A 17,734-nucleotide genomic window follows, 5' to 3' on the forward strand; every position below is an offset into this window, starting at 1 on the left:
CGTTTCAACGATAAGGTTGAGGCGAGCGTTTTTGCATTCAGTCGGATAAAGGAAATGAGAGTATGAATTCAGTTCCTTCTCCTGATTTACTTTGTACAGTGACATCACCGTTCATTGAACGGATTAATTGGTATGAAAGCGTAAGGCCCAATCCCGTTCCTTTGCTTTTAGTTGAAAAATAAATGCTTCCTAGTCGATCTATTTGCTCGCTGCTCATTCCAATCCCGTTATCAATGATTGTTATTCTTGCATATTTGGATTGCCGCTCGATACGGATGTTTACATTACCTGTTGCCTGAACAGAGCAAGCTTCAATCGCATTTTTAATAAAATTAATGAATAGTTGTTTGATTTCAGTAGGATTTGCAGTTACATATAGTTTATCTTCCAAATGTTGCACTTCCAAAGATACGTTATTCATGTTGGCGTAAGGCGTTATGATATCTACGATCGAGTAGATCTGCTGAACAAGTTCAATTTGCTCTACCACGGAATGATTTGGCTTAGCTATCGATAGATATTCCGAAAGAATAACTTCTGTACGTTTAATCTCTTCGAGGCAAATATCAATATATTTTTGGCTTTTTTCTTTAGTAATAGAATCATCTTTCAGTAATTTCAAGAATCCCATAACGGCTGTAAGCGGATTACGGACTTCATGGGCTAGAGAGGCTGCGACATGCGCAATCGTTTCCGATTTTTCACTCTGAAGATACCTCAGATACAATTCCTTGTCAGAAACTGCTTTATTAAAAAGGGAAATCAATATCCAAATTCCGAGGAAATTTTGTACTGGCATAACGAGGATGTTAAACTTTAAATGCTGTATCGTATATTGGTATTCTGTTGCAAACATAGTGCCGATTGGAATGATGGAAAAGCTTATCCCTGCAATGAATGTAATAAGTTTTCGGTATTCGGAACGACGACGGTAAAGACTGGATAACATGGCAGATAAGGTGAAAGTGATAGAGAGAATAATAATCGCTGAAAATAGTCCCTGTCCACCAATAATCAGGCGGTATGCTAAAAATTCTATGAGAAGAAAAACTCCAGTAGTTATGCCTCCATACACCATTCCGAAAAACATAATCACGTATCGAATGTCGAATATGATGCCATCTTGTACAGTAGCTGGAAAGGTCATCGACATAAAAAGACAGATCATACAGGTGATCGTGATAAATTGTTTTGAGTAGTTTTCGGCTTTATCACGATAGTAAATGGTATACAGGACAAAAGGGGTTAGGGCAAACAATAATTGCAGCAAAATATCTTTTACATCCAGCATATTAGCCCTCCACCCAAGTCTAAAAAGAATTTAATATACTGTTATTCGTTATAACTATGAATTCCTCCTTCTAAGGAGCTGGTTCATTAAGGATAATACGTTAAGATAGATTTTCTGCCAGTCGAAGCTAGTAACCAACCCATTATAGTTGTATATTTATTGGTGGTTATTGGATGCTGAATTCAACATGGGAGACATTATCATAAAAAATATTGCAACTAATCTACCTGGTATATCAGCGCAGTTAAGTATGTTGTTAGCAAGTGTTTGGTTATGGGAGAGATATGGAGGCTTAGTTGGTGGTTATATCATTTTCTATTATTGGCTTCGATGATTGTAATGATTGTCGGATTGGTGAAGCAGTATGCCGTAAGAGGGACGCATGAAAAGGCTTTGCGCGTACTATTTACAAATGATCCATTTGAAAGAATCACGAATAGTACCGCACCAAGTGTAAAAGCACTTATCATTGCGATAGAGAAGAAGGATACATATACCGTAGGACATACTTTTAGAGTAACGATGTATGCACTGAAACTATCAGAAGAACTTCATCATGTGTAGAGCCCTTGGCTTTATGAAACCGAAAAGCATGGACGCATAGTCAGGCTATAGATTTTTTGATAGGGCAAAAAGGTATACACTTTGATCCTAAATGTGTGGATGCAATACAGGTGCAATTATTTCTACTTTTTAATCGCATCCTAATACATAACATATTAAGTACAAGGCTGATGAACCATCTTTAATCATCAGTAGTTGTTCATCAGCCTGAACTTGATCCGTCATCTAAGTTTACTCAATCTTAGATATACCTCCACTATTAAGATTCACCCTGATACTGATCTTGTCGATACTCTTTGAGTCGAGCGGTATAATTCCCTTATCATTTAATTTTTTCCATTCCTTCGGAAGTTCGCGATAGAAAATCCCCGAGAGTCCATATACATCGGCATTAATTTCTAATCCTTTTAAGTAAGTTTCCCTAATCTGGTTATCAATTTCTTTTATAGCTTTAAGTTCAAGCGCACTCCTAGTAATGCTGGTGTTTAACTCTGGAAGCGTGCCCTGCATAGACACTTTTATATCAAAGACAGGTTTGCCATTCTTCATCTTAGGTTGAATAGAGAATTTGATTTTGCTCATTACGATCACAGCAAGTACTTTTTTATCATCTTTGATAACTAGTGGCGTTCTTTGCGTCTTTTTTTCAAACCATCGAATGCCCAAAATATCCTTACTCTTTAGACAGCCACGATATTGCTCATTTTGTAAAAAACACATCCCCGTCATACTTATGTTAGGTGAAGGCACTTTGTTACTAGTCCAGTCTGGCACAATTTCAAGAAATGGTAAGTGAACCGTATCAGCTTCTTCTCTCCATTTCCAAATGAACCTGTACAGATATAATGGTGCGATTATCGAGCTTTGTTCAAAGGTTCGCATAGGACTGTTAAGTTGTGAGTAAATTACCGATAAATCGCTGATCGATGCGGTATTTAATACTTTTTCTATAGGTTCTTTGGTTGCCATCGTCCATACGGTATAACGAAACTCATAATATCGATCCCACACTTCCAATACTTGATTGATAACACTTTCCTTCTTTAACGCCGCTTCACTAAATACGATTGTTTTTACATTGCTCCAGACGATTCTTTGCGGACTAGAAGCATACAAATTAAATATCGCGTTATCAAACGAATCACCCTCTGCTTTTCCAGTGAAGGTCTTCTGTTCTTGCGTCTGCCCCGCCTCTTTTTTCGCAATGCCACTAAAGTTAACCATTTGAATGTAAATAACGACTTTGTTATCTACATAATCGACGCCAACTGTGTTCACATAGATCATATGCTCAATTTCCTTTGATCCCCAACAACCCGTTAGAAGTGTGGAGAGCAGGGTGATGACAAGAATGCATCGGATTAATTTCATTATCGATCTCGTCCTTTATTTTCTGCAGTGTTCGTGAACTTTCTCTTACCCCAAGGCATTCGAAAAATAACCTTATAAAATTCCTTCCAGTGTGGCGGGGATAGAGGGGAGAGATAGTAGGTGCCGAAAGAACGTAGATTGACCATAAAGAGAATCAGTGCCAGAAGACATATCATCGTACCAAACAACCCGAGAAAACCACTAATTAAGAGTACGACAATTCTTAACAAGCTAACGATGCCAACTAGTGTCTGATTCACTAAAGTAAAGGTAGCCAGCACAGAAATTGCTATAACGACAATCGTACCTGCACCTGCAATACCCGCACTAATGGCAGCCTGACCTATGATCAAACCTCCTACAACCGACAAGGTCTGACCGTAAGCGGTAGGTAATCTCATCCCAGCTTCGCGAAAAATCTCGAATAAAATGAGCATCACAATTGCTTCAAGGGGAACCGGAAGAGGGACGCCCTGTCTTGAATTCACTAACGTTGCAAGCAGCGTAAAGGGGATTTGATCTTGATGAAACGTACTGAGTGCGATCCAGAATCCCGGTAAAAATAGAGAAAGCATCACTCCGAGTACTCGTAACAATCTTGTGAAAGCAACAAAAATGTTTACCATATGAGCATCTTCCGACGTATTTAACAAAAAGCTAAAGCTCACTGGCGCCATAATTACTGTGGGGGAACCATTGGTTATCAGGACAAATTTTCCATGAAGCAATGAATTTGCTGCATAATCAGGTCTGCCCGTATATGAGAATAATGGAAATAACGAAAATCCAGTCAAACATTCTTCAAGCTGAGTGCTGCCCACAAGTCCCTTGATTTGAATACTGTTCAGTCTTGTCTTAATCTCATGTAGAACATGAGGTTCAATCGTCTCTTTGAGATATAGAAGATGAACTTCAGTGGATGTTTGAGTTCCAATCGTGAATTTTTCTACCGCCAACAACTCAGTCTTAAGTCTTTTTCGAATAAGGGCAATATTGGTAAATGATTCTTCCGTAAAGCCATCCTTAGGACCTCTAGTGGACACTTCTGTATTTGGTTCTTCCGGTTGCCGTTTAGGAGGATCAGCCAATTTCACAACATAGGATCGATTCGATGGCGTAAATAGAAGGAACAGATCACCGCTCAGTACAGTGTTTATCATTGAATTTTCAATCTTATTGGATGGAAGGGGTGACATGTGAAACGGAACCTTTTGCTCAAGATCGAGCTCATGCGATGTAAGGATAGATTCCGGGATCTTTTTTAATTCGGGTATGAGGGATTGTTCCACTTTGATTTCGTCGCATAATCCCTGGCAATAAACGAGTTGAACAGCATAACCCGAGTCCGATAAAGAGATCGTCAATTTTTTAATGTCTGAGCTTGAATCAAATATCCGTGTGATCATATCCTCGAATGTATTGGATTCCTGTTGCTTAATCTCTTTCACGATGTTACTTTCCCCTTTCGCTGAGCCAAGCTGATCAAGCCTGCAATAATTACAGAAAAAGCAAGCACCCCCCATAAAGAGAAGGGAAGTACATAGTTAGACAATATGTTCAGAAAAAACTGGTCACTGAAAGGAATGGCTGTGAATACTAGAATCGTTGCGAAAATGCTGCTAAGTATCAACATTTTTACTTTTCTGCTTTGAATTTGGAATATATCAAGGATAAGAAACATGGACAGGGAAATCCTCAGAAAAGCTCCACTGAACCACTGATAAACGCTAAAAAAGTCCAGATGCTCAATGTATCGTCCAATCGTTAGTAATCTCCATTCTTCATAAGCTGGAAATCTGAGTTTATCCGCTTCATCCGGACCAAATTCAACGATTGCACCAATAACCGGACCCATGGTCAGTCCTAAGAGAAGAAGAAGCATGACCATATACGATAGATATGATATTCGTGATTTGATGTGGTGCTGCAGAAAGAAAAGCATGATAACTTCAACAAAGCCTGCTCCTACATACATAGTTCCATTCCAAACTGGCCGCATGCCATGTTCAAGTATTGGTTTTAATAAGGAATAATCTTTATGCGGCATGTTAGAGAACATTATAAAAAAGCCCAATATAATCACAAAAGGCAGCAATACAGCAGCGGTATTCGCGAGGGAATGAATACCTAAATATGCATTGATTACAGAAATCAATAGCAATATGCAAGCGAGTATCAGTATGGGTGTCTCTGGAGAGAAAGTGAGATGCACCCAGTAGATAGTATCTCTGGTAGTAAGCATACATATGATAAACAAATATATACAAGCGACTACTGCAAGCGTACGACCCACAATGGGATGATAGGCTTTGGAAAGCCAAGCGAAAAGATGCTGCTTTTTGATTTTGGAGCTAGAAATGTGGAGGATAAAAATCCAAACTAACGCACATACAGCCGCAAGCAGAACTGAAATCCATGCGTCACGTTTTGCCGCGTCCAATAAGATGGGAATGATAATGCATGATTTAGAAGGCCTGTACTCAGCATAATAATCATGATGGATTGAATAAACGAAATATTTGTTTTTATTGTTCTCATCCTCCTAAATAAACCTAGCTCATTCATCTACCTTATAATGCCATTCTTGGAGATGATCTATACTTCCACAGGTAACCTTCGGGATCTTTCAGGTATAGTGTACGATTTGGAGTAGGGGGTATTAGTTGTATACCCGACTTTTTGTGTTATCGTAAAAAACATTCTGAGCCGTGCGGAGGTCCGCACGACTCAGAATGTTTTTTATTTAGAACTCCATAAAGCAACACGATCCTGTACGTATTTGGTGTAGCCTTTTTCCATTTTTTCTACTCCGGCTTTCTCTAAGGCTGCCATGTAGTCGTCCCAGATTTTATCGAAATCTGCCGGTTTCGCTAAAATAGCTTCCGGAATGCGTTTCCATGTAATATCTTTCATTTTGTTACCAAGAATGGAGACCTCATCCTCGCCTGGTAGCGCGATATTCCATGCTGCACCATAGGCTTTTTCAGTAAATTCTTCTTCTTTCGGGAATAAATCCTTCCATGTGGTTGCCTTGTAAGCAGCTAATGTCTCTTTTTCAGCATCGCTATAGCCAAGTACAAGCTGTTCGGGGAAGTTTTTAGTGTAATAATTTCCGCTTGCATCTTTAGCGCCATCTCCATAATGAACCATCATATTCCAGTAGAAGCCAATTCCGGATTCCTTAGTGAAGGCTGTATTTTCATTGTTAATACGCTCTTGCACCTCTGCTGGAACAACCCGTTTGCCATTCTCCAGTACATAATGCTTACCTTCAATTCCCCAGTTATTTAAGATCTGTCCTTCGTCAGAAGCGAGAAAGTCAAGGAATTTAATAGTACGAATTGGGTCCGGGTTTGTGCTGGAGATTGAAATCCCATAACCGCCCATAAATCCAGTAGGCCAGAAGCTCGTTTCTTTAAACTCTTTTGTCAGCGTTACAGGATAGTGGCCGTAGGTCTGATCGAATTTACCTGCCGTTTTCAGTGCTTGCTGAGCATCATTATAATCCCAATCTTGGTCTATCAGTCCGAGAACTCGCCCGGTGGCTACTTTAGCTTTGTATTGGTCATACTTTTGCACGAAGCTCTCTTTGTCGAGCAATCCGATGTCATTCATATGATTCAGCCAGCGGAAATACTCTTTCTCCTCCGGACGACGGAAGTGGTAGATCGCCTCATGGGTCTCTTGATCAATATAATATTCTCCGTCATCTGAACCACCTGTCGTAGCAACAGCAGGGTTAGTCACGGAAATGTACATATGCCAATCATCCGCATTAAGGGATACTCCAATGTTCTTATTACCATTCTCATCAGTTGGGTGTTTCTCCAGATAGGCTTTTATTACATTCTCATAATCGGTGACTGTTCTGATTTCAGGATATCCAGCTTCCTTCAAGACACGATGCTGGAGCTCAAAACCTCCGCCGGCTACGAATTTCTTCTCATCAACCGCCGCCCAGGTCGGAATAGCATAGATTGATTGGTCTTCATTCGTGTATTTTGCCCGAGCAAGGTTGTCGCCTAGCACGCGTTTAATATTAGGGGCATACTTGTCGATTAACTCGGTTAAATCGATGACTGCTCCAGCATCTACAAGTTTCCCAATATCAGCTTTGGCAGAGATAATATCCGGATAATCACCACCAGCAGCGATCAAGGCGATTTTTTGTTGTGGATCACCTACCGCAAATTCTGCATCGAGTGTGACGCCTGTTTTCTCTGTAATCACTTTACTGATATCGTCTTTCATGTTGTTCCAGTTCGGATTTGGATCTTCTGCGAAGAAGGAGAGTGTGAGCGGACTTAAATCTTCGGCTTGTGCAGTTGCTTCTGCGGTAGCCTCTGCAGTGGCGCTAACTTCATTTGTTGATTTAGTTCCTTCGTTGTTATCCGCTGTTATGTTGTTTGATCCGCTACAACCCGCCAGCACACTAATCAGTAAAGTCAAGACCATCAATATCACATGCGATTTTGCTTTCTTTCTTGTCATGAATAGAAACCCTCCCTTTTTCCTGGTTAAAAATGTAATGTGTATACAGGCGGAGCCTGTTGATACCTTAAGCGTACTAGCTTTTTACTGAGCCCAAAGTCATACCTTTGACAAAGTAGCGCTGCAAAAATGGATAGACAATTAGAATAGGTACTGTGACTACGATTGTGATTGCCATTTTGACTGATTCCGGAGAAATTTGTGCCATAACCTCGGTCATATTTCTGCCTCGGAAATTGTCCGCATTAGTTGTCGTACTCTGTATGACTTTCATTAACTCGAACTGCAGGGTAGTCAATGCATCCTTGGAACCATTGTAAAGATACGTATCAATCCATGAATTCCATTGGCCAACGGCGATGAAGAGAGCGATGGTTGCCAGCGCAGGTTTGGTCAGTGGAAGAATAACCCGCCAATAAATCGTGAAGTCATTAGCCCCGTCCAGCTTAGCAGATTCCTGCAGCGCATAGGGTAAGCCGTCGATAAAAGAACGGATGATAAATACATTAAATGCACTGACGAGACCTGGGAGGACATACACGCCAAAGGTTCCTATCATATGAAGATCTTTGATTAGGATGTAGCCAGGGATGAGACCACCTGAGACATACATCGTAAGCGCTAGAAATGTAGAGACGAACTTTCGGGCTTGGAAGTCCACCCGACTCAGCGTGAAAGCCAACATTGAGGCACTAATTAACCCAAGAATCGTGCCAATCACCGTTCGCAAGATCGAGATTTTGAGTCCGGTCATCAGCCCAGAATAGGCAAAGATCGTCTCATAGTTCTTAAAAGTGAACACACGTGGATAGATTGTAATTCCGCCTTTAATACTGTCTGTAGAGTCGTTAAAAGAAATCGCCAATACGTTTAGAAAAGGATATAGCGTAACTATGGTCACCACGGTAATCGCTACATAGACAACTAAATCAAAGATGCGGTCCGACCAAGATACGGCGGCCAGTTTTTTACTTAGCATAAGGGCCTCCTATATGATGCTTTCCTTAGTTATTTTTTTGAATATCCCGTTGGCGGCAAACAGCAGAATCACACTCACCACAGAATTGAAAATATTAATGGCTGTACCGAAGGAGAACCGACCCATACCGAGACCGTAGTTCAGTGCGTACAGATCCAGCGTCTGAGAGTAATCGCGCACTAGATTGTTGCCGAGCAGGAATTGCTTCTCGAATCCGATACTAATTAAATGCCCGATGGAAATGATGAGCAGAATAATGATCGTTGTCTGAATCCCTGGAAGTGTAATGTTACGAACTTGCTGCAAGCGACTGGCACCATCTACCCTCGCTGCTTCATAAAGCTCTGGACCTATGCCTGAGATGGCTGCCAGATAAATGATTGTGTTCCAGCCTGTTTCCTTCCAAACATCCGAAGCTGTGACAATTCCCCAGAAAAAATGACCTTTAGCCATGAATTGTATGGGTTCACTAATTAAATGAAGACTTAGTAGCAGATCGTTTACCGCACCGTTATCGGTAGAGAGCATCTTGGTAATAATCCCTGCAGCAACCACCCAAGATACGAAGTGGGGGAGATAGGAGACTGTCTGCACAAATCGTTTCAGCAATTGCAGCCGTAGCTCGTTCAGAAGAATAGCAAATATAATCGGAATGATAAATCCTGCCAACAGGCCCATAATGCTCATAGCGAGCGTATTGCGAAGTGCATTAAAGAATTGATCATCCTGGAATAGCTCCCTGAAGTACTGCAAACCGACCCATTTCTGCTCGAAAAAGGATTTACCGGGCTTGTATTTCTGAAAAGCCATTGTCCATCCCCATAAAGGCAAATAATTAAATACAAATGCCCAGAGTACAAATGGGATGGCCATCATATAGAGGTATTTCTGCTGTAAAAAAGTTGGCCAAAAGCGAGAAGCTGGCTTTTTAGACTCCGGTTGTATTTTTGAGGTAATCGCTTTCATTTATGTCCCTCCTTAGATATGCCACTATCATAATCTACAGAAAGTATAGGAAACACCCGAAAATTTTATATAAAAAACAGGGGGAAATCCGTCATTTTCGTAAGCGCTTTCTGAAAAGGAAAATTGATATCATTTTTTTCTGCGATAGTCGGAGGGTGAGACACCTTCAAACTTCTTGAACTTTTCACGAAAATAATCCACATCGCTGAAGCCTACTTCGTTTGCTACTTGTTGGATTTTATAGCCTTTAGTTAGCAGTTCCTTGGCTTTCTCCATACGGACTTTATCTAAATAGCTGTTAAAAGAATAGCCCGTGCTATTTTTAAAGAGTTTACCCAGATAAGCGCTACTGTAACTAAATACATCTGATAGCGTGTCGAGCTTAAGATTCTTATTATAATGTCGATGTATGAGATCCAACATCCGCTTTAGGAAGACCTCCATATCGTCCCGAGTAATCCCTTTTGCATAATACTCCAGTAGAGTGGAGGTATAGCTCTGCAACTGGGGCAGAGAGGTTTGTTTATAGATTTGTTCAATCTGTTCATCCATGTTGCTGTGCAGAGGGCTTAGTTCCTTATATTGGAGAGAGAGTTTGTTAAGCAGAGAAGTGACAATACGCACATAACGCGATTTCACGGCCATCTCGGAATAATCGGCACTGATCATTAGTTCTCCTGCTTCTTGAATCAGGGTGAAGAGTAACGCGTTACTTCCGGTATCCATAGAAAAAAACATTCGTTCCACTACGGATTCCAGCTTGTTCTCTATTTCTTCTGGACTCACTGTCAGCCCGTTTTTTATTTTCATAGAATCCGGTCCAATCATCCCCAGCTCGTCGTAGAAGAAATGCTCCTTCATCCTTGCCAGCGCCGTTTGGTGGGAGACGGGGATATCCTCCAGAGTGTTCACCATATCACCTGCGGTAATGATACATTCCAGTTCATGCTCGTTTACCACTTCCCGTATATGTTGGACCATTAATTTATGTACAAGCTCTTTCTGAAATGAGGGTTGCAGTAGCACTCCTAAATAAGAATCAAGCAATAATACTATGCCCCAGTCATGTTCTTCAAAGCTTTTCGCAAGTCTTGCTTTTACGACTGTTGAAGGTCCGTGGTACGCATTGTCTTGAAGCAGGAGCCTAATTAGAACCACTTGATAGGAATCCCAAAGAAGCCCTGTTTCAACAACGGTTTGCTCCATAACTGGCGGGGTCTGTACGCTTCGATCCATTAACAAGGATTGAACAAGCATTTCCCGGTTCCATGCCTTGACTGCAGCATGGTTCTTGCGATTATAATTACGCGCATTCAACTCAATGGACAGCTTCTCCAAGTATAGCTGCAATTCATCTTCGTCTACCGGTTTGAGCAAATAGGTATCAACGCCAAAGGATAACGCACGCTTGGCGTAGTTAAAATCCGCATAACCGCTGAGGATCATAATATGCATTTCTGGATCGAGCGCTTTCAGTTCTTCAACAAGCTCCAAACCTTCTCTACCGGGCATGCGGATATCGATGATCATTAGGTCTGGGGAGTAAAGTTCATATTTATGCTTAGCTTCAATGGCATTCGCTGCGGAATCAATGACTTGAAATCCAAGACTCTCCCAGTCCAGCAGAGCTACTAGTCCATCACGGATTGCCTGCTCATCATCCACAATCAACACACTATACATATGAATCACTCCTTAATGGAATCGCAAAGCTGATTTGTGTCCCGAATCCGATTTGACTTGTTAAGGTCAGCCCAAATTGCGGACCATAGGTCAGCTGCAGCCGCAAATGAATATTGCGCATCCCAATATTATTAGTTTCATAGTCATCATTGTTATCTAACATCTTCCTAATTTCTTGTATTCGTGCTTTTGAAATACCCGTTCCGTTGTCAGATACCTGGACCTTAAGATAACTGTCTTCTAAGCGGATTTCCACCCGGACCATGCCGCCTTCAATTCGATTCTCCAATCCGTGGATGACACAATTCTCTACCAGAGGTTGAATAATCAAAGGTGGAATTTGTAAAGGGTTCGCTTTGGGGTCCACATGGAGCTCATAAGTGAGTCTGTCATCATAGCGGAATTTTTGAATGACTAGGTAACAGTTTACGGTTTCTAACTCGCTTTGCAGACTGATCATTCCATTGCCGACTTCGAGGTTTTTACGCATCATTTTTCCCAGTAGTCGAACAACATGAGAAATATCCGCTTGTCCCCTGACAAGGGCTTTCATACGGATTGATTCTAGGGCGTTGAACAGGAAGTGTGGATTGATCTGGCTGGCCATCATCTTAAATTTGATCTCATTTTGCTTTAGCTGAGTCGCATTTTTCTGCCGATTGGATTCTTGAACCTCGCTCATTAGAGCGTTAATATTCCGAACCATATGATTGAATTGTCTGGCCAGCTGACCGATTTCATCCTTCCCGTCTATAACTAGCGTAGCCCCTAAATTACCCGAAGCGACCTTCGAAATATGTTTGCTAAGATGCAGTATCCTTCCGGTGAGCAGCCGTGAGACATAGTAAATTAAGAGAATAGCCATCATTAATGCCGAAAGAATGACAATAGAAGCTAGAAAGATAATTCGGTTGGGCTCATCAACGATACTTGCTACTGAAAAAATGGAAATGATACGCAGACTGTTCAAGCTCCCTCCAGGTTGCCAGTGATCGATCACCATTTTAAAGGGCTTACCATCAATCGTTACATCGTGCGGACCTTGCCCGGTAGCGGATAGGGTGGTTAGGTCAATATTCGTCAGTGATTTATCTTGTGTATCTACACGATTTGAAGCGACAATATTATCGTTCTCATCCATAATAAGCGTTTCAAAGGATTCCTGATTGAGGATAGCATTTAGTTTATTCGAATTCACATTCACGACCAGTACACCGGTGGTTCTCGCCTTAAAAAAATTGACCTTTCGGATTAAACTTAGATAATATTGTCCGTTGCGGTCGTCTTGAATATAATTCCAGCTTACTAATCCCCTTTGGGCTAATGCAGTTTGGTACCAATGCTCTTGCGTAATCTTCTCATTCGTCTGAAGAAACTCCCAATTGTCAAGAACCGTCGGGTTGTCGATATACAAGCGAATGCTGGAAACTTCGTTGTACAAACGGACAAAATCACGGAAATCCGGATAGTTCCAGTAAGCTTCCACAACATCATAGACAGACTCATAATGATGATTGGCCGCCTCTTCCAATCGGCTGTCATTCGATAAGCGATAGGCAATATCAAGAGGGATATTGAGCATTTCACCGGTCCGTTTCTTCACCCGGTCCACGTTGGCGGTAATCTGTTCGAGTGCATTAGCCATTGCCATATTCCGTAGTTCATTGGTGAGGAACAACCCAACAATCAGGATTGGAATCAGAACAACACAGCCAAATGACAGAAATAACTTCGTTCTGAGTCTGAGATTATTCATAAGAGTGATGATGCGGGAATACACGAATATGGGCCACCTCCATAAATATGTTAGCGTTTACATTAGAGTATATCGTTAAATGAACACTCATTATATGTGATCATTTAGGGATTTATTGTCTTCTATTATGGAGTTTTGGTAGGGGAGATTAGCAACTGGATCGGTTATTTTTGACTATACAATTCAATGGTCTCGATTTTCTTTACCGATGAATTAATCCTAAAAAAAAACATGTACAATAGTTCATAAGATTAAAAACCATTAAACCAAAGGGGCTGCCTATGGACAGACCAGAACGTTTGAAAAATCGAAAGTATAAACGAAAAGGGAATCAGAGTGGGTGAACTGACACAGAGGACTAATTTATCCCGTCCGGCTGTCTCTCATCACTTAAAGATATAAAAGAAGCCAATTTAATTGGTTATGATCAAGAAGGAACAAAAAATTATTATTATTTGGATGTTCTAAAAAGTGATATTTTCAGACTCAAAAAAGTTGTTTGACCATATTGATGAGTTCATCAAGGATTCGCAAGAATCTAATGAAAATACAATAAATGATGAAGGGTGATAAATAATGAAAAATGTAATTCTAATGGGTGGAAGTGGATATATCGGAACACATCTGATGGAAGAATGGTTAAGAATAGACTCTAAGGTTCAGATCATTAGCCTATCTCGGAACGGAAAGCCTGATAAGCTCTTACCTAGCCTGGTGAATCATAAACGTGTTAAGTGGATGGCTGTTGATATTTTTAATATGAATTCTTATCTTTCAAAGCTTCCTCAAGAAGCATATGCCATCGTTGATTTGGTGGGTACTGCTACAGCAAACAGCAAGGAAGAATTCGAAAAGCTAAATGTTGAACCTGTAAAAATCATGGTGAAGCTTATGAACCAATTGAACATCCCTAAAGGATGCTATATTTCAGGGTGAATTGGAATGCCGTTTTAGAATAAACCGTCCCATGAATCCAAGCAAAAGGGTGAGAATTACGCCCAATCGAGTGGCAAGAAAATCGGTATAGTAAAACCGAGTTTAGTATACGGGGATCGTCCTGATGCAGTCGTTATGGTTCTGTTTATAAAAGCGATGGGTATGTTCAACAAGGATCTTAAACTTATCAAAGTAAATCAACTGGCCGACCAGATAATACAAATATGCAATTGAAATATACACAAAGATACTTATAAACTACTAGGTGAAGTCCCTACTTATGGAGTGGCTTGTTAGGGGCATAATTAATCTGATATATGGCAAGTAAAAAGGGGACGCTAAGTTCTCTTTTTTTGTATGTTATTTCTTTATATTTCCATTTATAACCCCAAAAGAACAATACTTTTTGGGGTAAAATCTTTAATTTGAACAGATTAAATTGTAAGTAAGCTATGATAAACTTCTATTTGAAATCGCTTACAATTATATAAATGGAAGGATGTGGTGATCACAGGGGTTTTACCAAACAACAAAGAAAACCAAAGACGATTACTTGGAATGCTAGAGGTCAGTCAAGTAGTATGTAATCAAAAAATCATAGGAGGTAGATTATGTTTAAGATGAATAAGAAAATCTTGACTGTATTCTTCGCAGCTACTATGAGCTTTAGCTTGTTTGCAGCAACTACAAATGCAGCGACAGATTATTGGCAAAATTGGACTGATGGTGGAGGAACAGTAAATGCTACGAATGGATCAGGTGGGAATTACAGTGTTACATGGTCAAACACCGGGAACTTTGTTGTCGGTAAAGGCTGGAATACCGGATCACCAACAAGGACAATAAACTACAATGCCGGAGTCTGGGCGCCGTCCGGTAATGGATATTTGACACTCTATGGGTGGACGAGAAACTCACTCATAGAATATTACGTCGTTGATAGCTGGGGTACTTATAGACCAACTGGAACATTTAAAGGTACCGTGACCAGTGATGGTGGCACATATGACATCTATACAACTACCCGAACCAACGCACCTTCTATTGACGGAACAGCAACTTTCACTCAGTTCTGGAGTGTAAGACAGTCGAAGAGAGCGACTGGGAGCAATGTTGCTATCACTTTTAGCAACCACGTTAACGCATGGAAAAAATATGGAATGAATTTGGGAAGTAGTTGGGCTTACCAAGTGTTAGCTACTGAGGGATATCAAAGTAGTGGGAGCTCTAACGTAACGGTGTGGTAACAGGTAAACTGTACCCGCTTAATCGATGATAATACTAAGGACTGCCGGTCTCACAACCGGCGGCCTTATTTATTCCAAAAGAATACTTACATACTACTAAGATCATCGTCACGTCTTATTATTTTCCTATCCGTTCAAAGGAGATAAATCAATGAGAAAACTATTGAGTTTCCTATTTTTAGCAACAATAGTTGTTATCAGCGCTTGCTCACAAGAAAATCCTGAAACGAGTAATGACAATGTATTTGTAAAGGGAGGGACTTTTATAAACACAAAGTCCAAGTACAATGGTGCAACCCTATCGAATTTTTATATCGGTAAATATGAGGTAACTCAAAAAGAATGGATTGAGGTAATGGAAAGTAATCCCTCAGAATTCAAGGGCGACAATTTGCCGGTTGAAATGGTTAGCTGGTATGACGTTGTTGAGTACTGTAATAAGCGGAGCATAAAAGAGGGTTTAATACCCTACTACAATATAGATAAGAATAAAATAGATACAAATAATAAGAGTGAAAACGATAATATAAAATGGACCGTAACGATCAATGAAGGTGCTAATGGTTATCGATTACCGACAGAAGCAGAGTGGGAATATGCTGCAGCTGGAGGTCAGTTAAGCAAGAGTTACACCTACAGTGGAAGCAATAATGCAGATGAGGTAGCATGGTATTGGAAAAACGCTGGAGATAAATACTTATCGGGAGAATGGAACTGGCCTATTATTGTAAACAACAATAATAAAACAAAATCAGTTGGTGTCAAACAGCCCAACGAGTTAGGACTTTATGATATGTCAGGGAATGTAAGGGAATGGTGTTGGAACTGGTATGGGGATAGGGAAAGCGATGTCGGTTCTTTCCGAGTTGTGAAAGGCGGCGGTTGGATCGGTAACATCACCAACAACGAGATATCTTTTCAAGGCAAGTTCGACGCAAATGGCATGGGACCTGATCAAGGTTTTCGTGTGACTCGTGGTGAGTAAACGGCGGAAAGGTATATTCTTTTAAGTTAAGACTCTATTTCTTAGGCAATGATGAAATGATCTAGTCAATAAGCTGTTTCCGGTACTCTTCCGCAAGCAGCTTATTTATTTTTTGTTTATTTTCAACTACAAAAGATCTAAACTTTTCACGGTATAACCTTTAGTTTATACATATGAAAAAATTAGGACAATGTTAGAATCTAATTGTTTCCGCTTACATTATAAAAATTGGAATAAAAAGGAGGTTATTGGGACGGGTTGCACAGCATCGAAGTAAGATTAAATGCAGCATAATTAAAAGGAGGAATGCAAATGAAACCAAAGAGAATGCGTTTATTTTTAGTAATGATTATCTGTTTTATGCTTGCATTGCCAGCAGTAAGCGTAAATGCTGCAACAACAATCACATCTAATCAAACCGGCACCCAAGACGGCTACTACTATGAACTATGGAAGGATTCCGGTACCACGAGCATGACTCTCGATAGTGGAGGTACATTCAGTGCTCAATGGAGCAACATCGGAAATGCTTTGTTTCGTAAAGGTAAGAAATTCGATGAGACCCAGACACACCAGCAAATTGGAAACATAACTGTTGACTACAGTGCCAACTACCAACCAAACGGTAATTCATATTTATGTGTCTACGGATGGACCGTTGATCCACTAATCGAATATTACATTGTTGATAGCTGGGGTAGCTGGCGTCCACCTGGTGGAACGTCTAAAGGAACCATTACCGTTGATGGCGGAACATATGACATCTATGAGACTACCAGAGTCAACCAACCTTCAATAAAAGGCACAGCAACCTTTAAACAATATTGGAGTGTCCGGACGACCAAACGTACAAGCGGAACCATATCTGTTAGCGAACACTTCAAAGCGTGGGAGAGCAGAGGAATGTCAATGGGGAAGATGTATGAAACATCGCTTACGGTAGAGGGTTACCAAAGTAGTGGATCAGCTACCGTGACTAGCAATACAATTACGATCGGAGGTGCAAATCCGACTGCAACGCCTAGTCCGACATCATCGCCAAACCCAACCCCTACACCAAATCCGGGAACAAGCACAAAATTGGAAGCTGAGAATATGACCAAAGCCGGTCAGTATACCTCCAATATTAACTCACCTTTCTATGGAGTTGCTTTATACGCCAATAATGATTTAGTGAAATACACACAGAATTTTACGAGCGGTACCCATAATTTTTCACTCCGCGGGGCTTCAAATAACTCCAATATGGCGAGGGTCGATTTGAAAATCGGTGGAGTAACCAAGGGCACCTTTTACTTTGGGGGAAGCAGTCCCGCCGTCTATACGCTAAGCAATGTCAGTCATGGCACCGGAAATCAAGAGATCGAGCTTGTCGTAACAGCTGATAACGGGACATGGGATGCTTATCTCGATTATCTGGAAATTAATTAATATGACGTATTAGTAATGGAAGATTTGAAAAGGT

The 17,734-nt window shown here is 40.7% G+C and carries 16 protein-coding genes; 6 read left to right on the forward strand and 10 right to left on the reverse strand.

Annotated features, from left to right (window positions below; all coding sequences use genetic code 11):
• Positions 1-37: 37 nt before the first annotated feature.
• A complete protein-coding gene (locus tag NST74_RS14675) occupies positions 38-1,291 on the reverse strand; it encodes a HAMP domain-containing sensor histidine kinase (RefSeq protein ID WP_341112827.1) in 1,254 nt (417 codons plus the stop codon).
• A gap of 273 nt (positions 1,292-1,564) precedes the next feature.
• On the opposite strand from NST74_RS14675, the gene NST74_RS14680 reads away from it, so the two are divergent.
• Positions 1,565-1,855 carry a hypothetical protein gene (locus tag NST74_RS14680; RefSeq protein ID WP_341112829.1) on the forward strand — a complete coding sequence of 97 codons (291 nt, stop codon included), beginning with the start codon at positions 1,565-1,567 and terminating at the stop codon, positions 1,853-1,855.
• A gap of 231 nt (positions 1,856-2,086) precedes the next feature.
• On the opposite strand, the gene NST74_RS14685 is transcribed toward NST74_RS14680, so the two are convergent.
• From NST74_RS14685 to NST74_RS14725, 9 genes are all read right to left on the reverse strand, one after another.
• Positions 2,087-3,226 (reverse strand): Ger(x)C family spore germination protein, encoded by a 1,140-nt coding sequence (locus NST74_RS14685; protein ID WP_341112832.1) that lies wholly within the window; start codon positions 3,224-3,226, stop codon positions 2,087-2,089.
• Complete coding sequence (locus NST74_RS14690) at positions 3,226-4,674, reverse strand: spore germination protein (RefSeq protein WP_341112835.1); 1,449 nt, start codon at positions 4,672-4,674, stop codon at positions 3,226-3,228. The genes NST74_RS14685 and NST74_RS14690 overlap by 1 nt, the downstream gene beginning before the upstream one ends.
• Complete coding sequence (locus NST74_RS14695) at positions 4,671-5,666, reverse strand: GerAB/ArcD/ProY family transporter (protein ID WP_341112837.1); 996 nt, start codon at positions 5,664-5,666, stop codon at positions 4,671-4,673. Before NST74_RS14695 ends, NST74_RS14690 begins: the two co-directional genes overlap by 4 nt.
• Entirely contained in the window at positions 5,606-5,764 is a 159-nt protein-coding gene (locus tag NST74_RS14700) for a hypothetical protein (protein ID WP_341116028.1), read from the reverse strand. Before NST74_RS14700 ends, NST74_RS14695 begins: the two co-directional genes overlap by 61 nt.
• A gap of 201 nt (positions 5,765-5,965) precedes the next feature.
• Positions 5,966-7,717, reverse strand: a complete 1,752-nt coding sequence (locus NST74_RS14705) for an ABC transporter substrate-binding protein (RefSeq protein WP_341112838.1) — start codon at positions 7,715-7,717, stop codon at positions 5,966-5,968.
• A 76-nt stretch (positions 7,718-7,793) separates the two neighbouring features.
• Positions 7,794-8,696 carry a carbohydrate ABC transporter permease gene (locus NST74_RS14710; protein WP_341112840.1) on the reverse strand — a complete coding sequence of 301 codons (903 nt, stop codon included), beginning with the start codon at positions 8,694-8,696 and terminating at the stop codon, positions 7,794-7,796.
• 9 nt (positions 8,697-8,705) lie between these two features.
• On the reverse strand, positions 8,706-9,662 hold the full coding sequence (locus NST74_RS14715) for an ABC transporter permease (protein WP_042127715.1): 957 nt from the start codon (positions 9,660-9,662) through the stop codon (positions 8,706-8,708).
• Between the two features lie 129 nt (positions 9,663-9,791).
• Positions 9,792-11,345, reverse strand: a complete 1,554-nt coding sequence (locus NST74_RS14720) for a response regulator transcription factor (RefSeq protein WP_341112842.1) — start codon at positions 11,343-11,345, stop codon at positions 9,792-9,794.
• Complete coding sequence (locus NST74_RS14725) at positions 11,338-13,101, reverse strand: cache domain-containing sensor histidine kinase (protein WP_341112844.1); 1,764 nt, start codon at positions 13,099-13,101, stop codon at positions 11,338-11,340. The genes NST74_RS14720 and NST74_RS14725 overlap by 8 nt, the downstream gene beginning before the upstream one ends.
• Positions 13,102-13,437: 336 nt before the next feature.
• On the opposite strand from NST74_RS14725, the gene NST74_RS29985 reads away from it, so the two are divergent.
• From NST74_RS29985 to NST74_RS14745, 5 genes are all read left to right on the forward strand, one after another.
• Complete coding sequence (locus NST74_RS29985) at positions 13,438-13,503, forward strand: ArsR family transcriptional regulator (RefSeq protein WP_445668194.1); 66 nt, start codon at positions 13,438-13,440, stop codon at positions 13,501-13,503.
• 174 nt (positions 13,504-13,677) lie between these two features.
• Positions 13,678-14,037 carry an NAD-dependent epimerase/dehydratase family protein gene (locus NST74_RS14730; protein ID WP_341112845.1) on the forward strand — a complete coding sequence of 120 codons (360 nt, stop codon included), beginning with the start codon at positions 13,678-13,680 and terminating at the stop codon, positions 14,035-14,037.
• Between the two features lie 611 nt (positions 14,038-14,648).
• Positions 14,649-15,284 carry a glycoside hydrolase family 11 protein gene (locus tag NST74_RS14735; protein WP_076121559.1) on the forward strand — a complete coding sequence of 212 codons (636 nt, stop codon included), beginning with the start codon at positions 14,649-14,651 and terminating at the stop codon, positions 15,282-15,284.
• Positions 15,285-15,435: 151 nt separating this feature from the next.
• Positions 15,436-16,269 (forward strand): formylglycine-generating enzyme family protein, encoded by an 834-nt coding sequence (locus NST74_RS14740; RefSeq protein WP_341112849.1) that lies wholly within the window; start codon positions 15,436-15,438, stop codon positions 16,267-16,269.
• A 312-nt stretch (positions 16,270-16,581) separates the two neighbouring features.
• Positions 16,582-17,700: a glycoside hydrolase family 11 protein gene (locus NST74_RS14745; RefSeq protein ID WP_341112851.1), complete on the forward strand. Its 1,119-nt coding sequence runs from the start codon at positions 16,582-16,584 to the stop codon at positions 17,698-17,700.
• Positions 17,701-17,734: the final 34 nt, after the last annotated feature.

Source organism: Paenibacillus sp. FSL F4-0125 (genome assembly GCF_038008565.1).
GTDB lineage: Bacteria > Bacillota > Bacilli > Paenibacillales > Paenibacillaceae > Paenibacillus_AQ.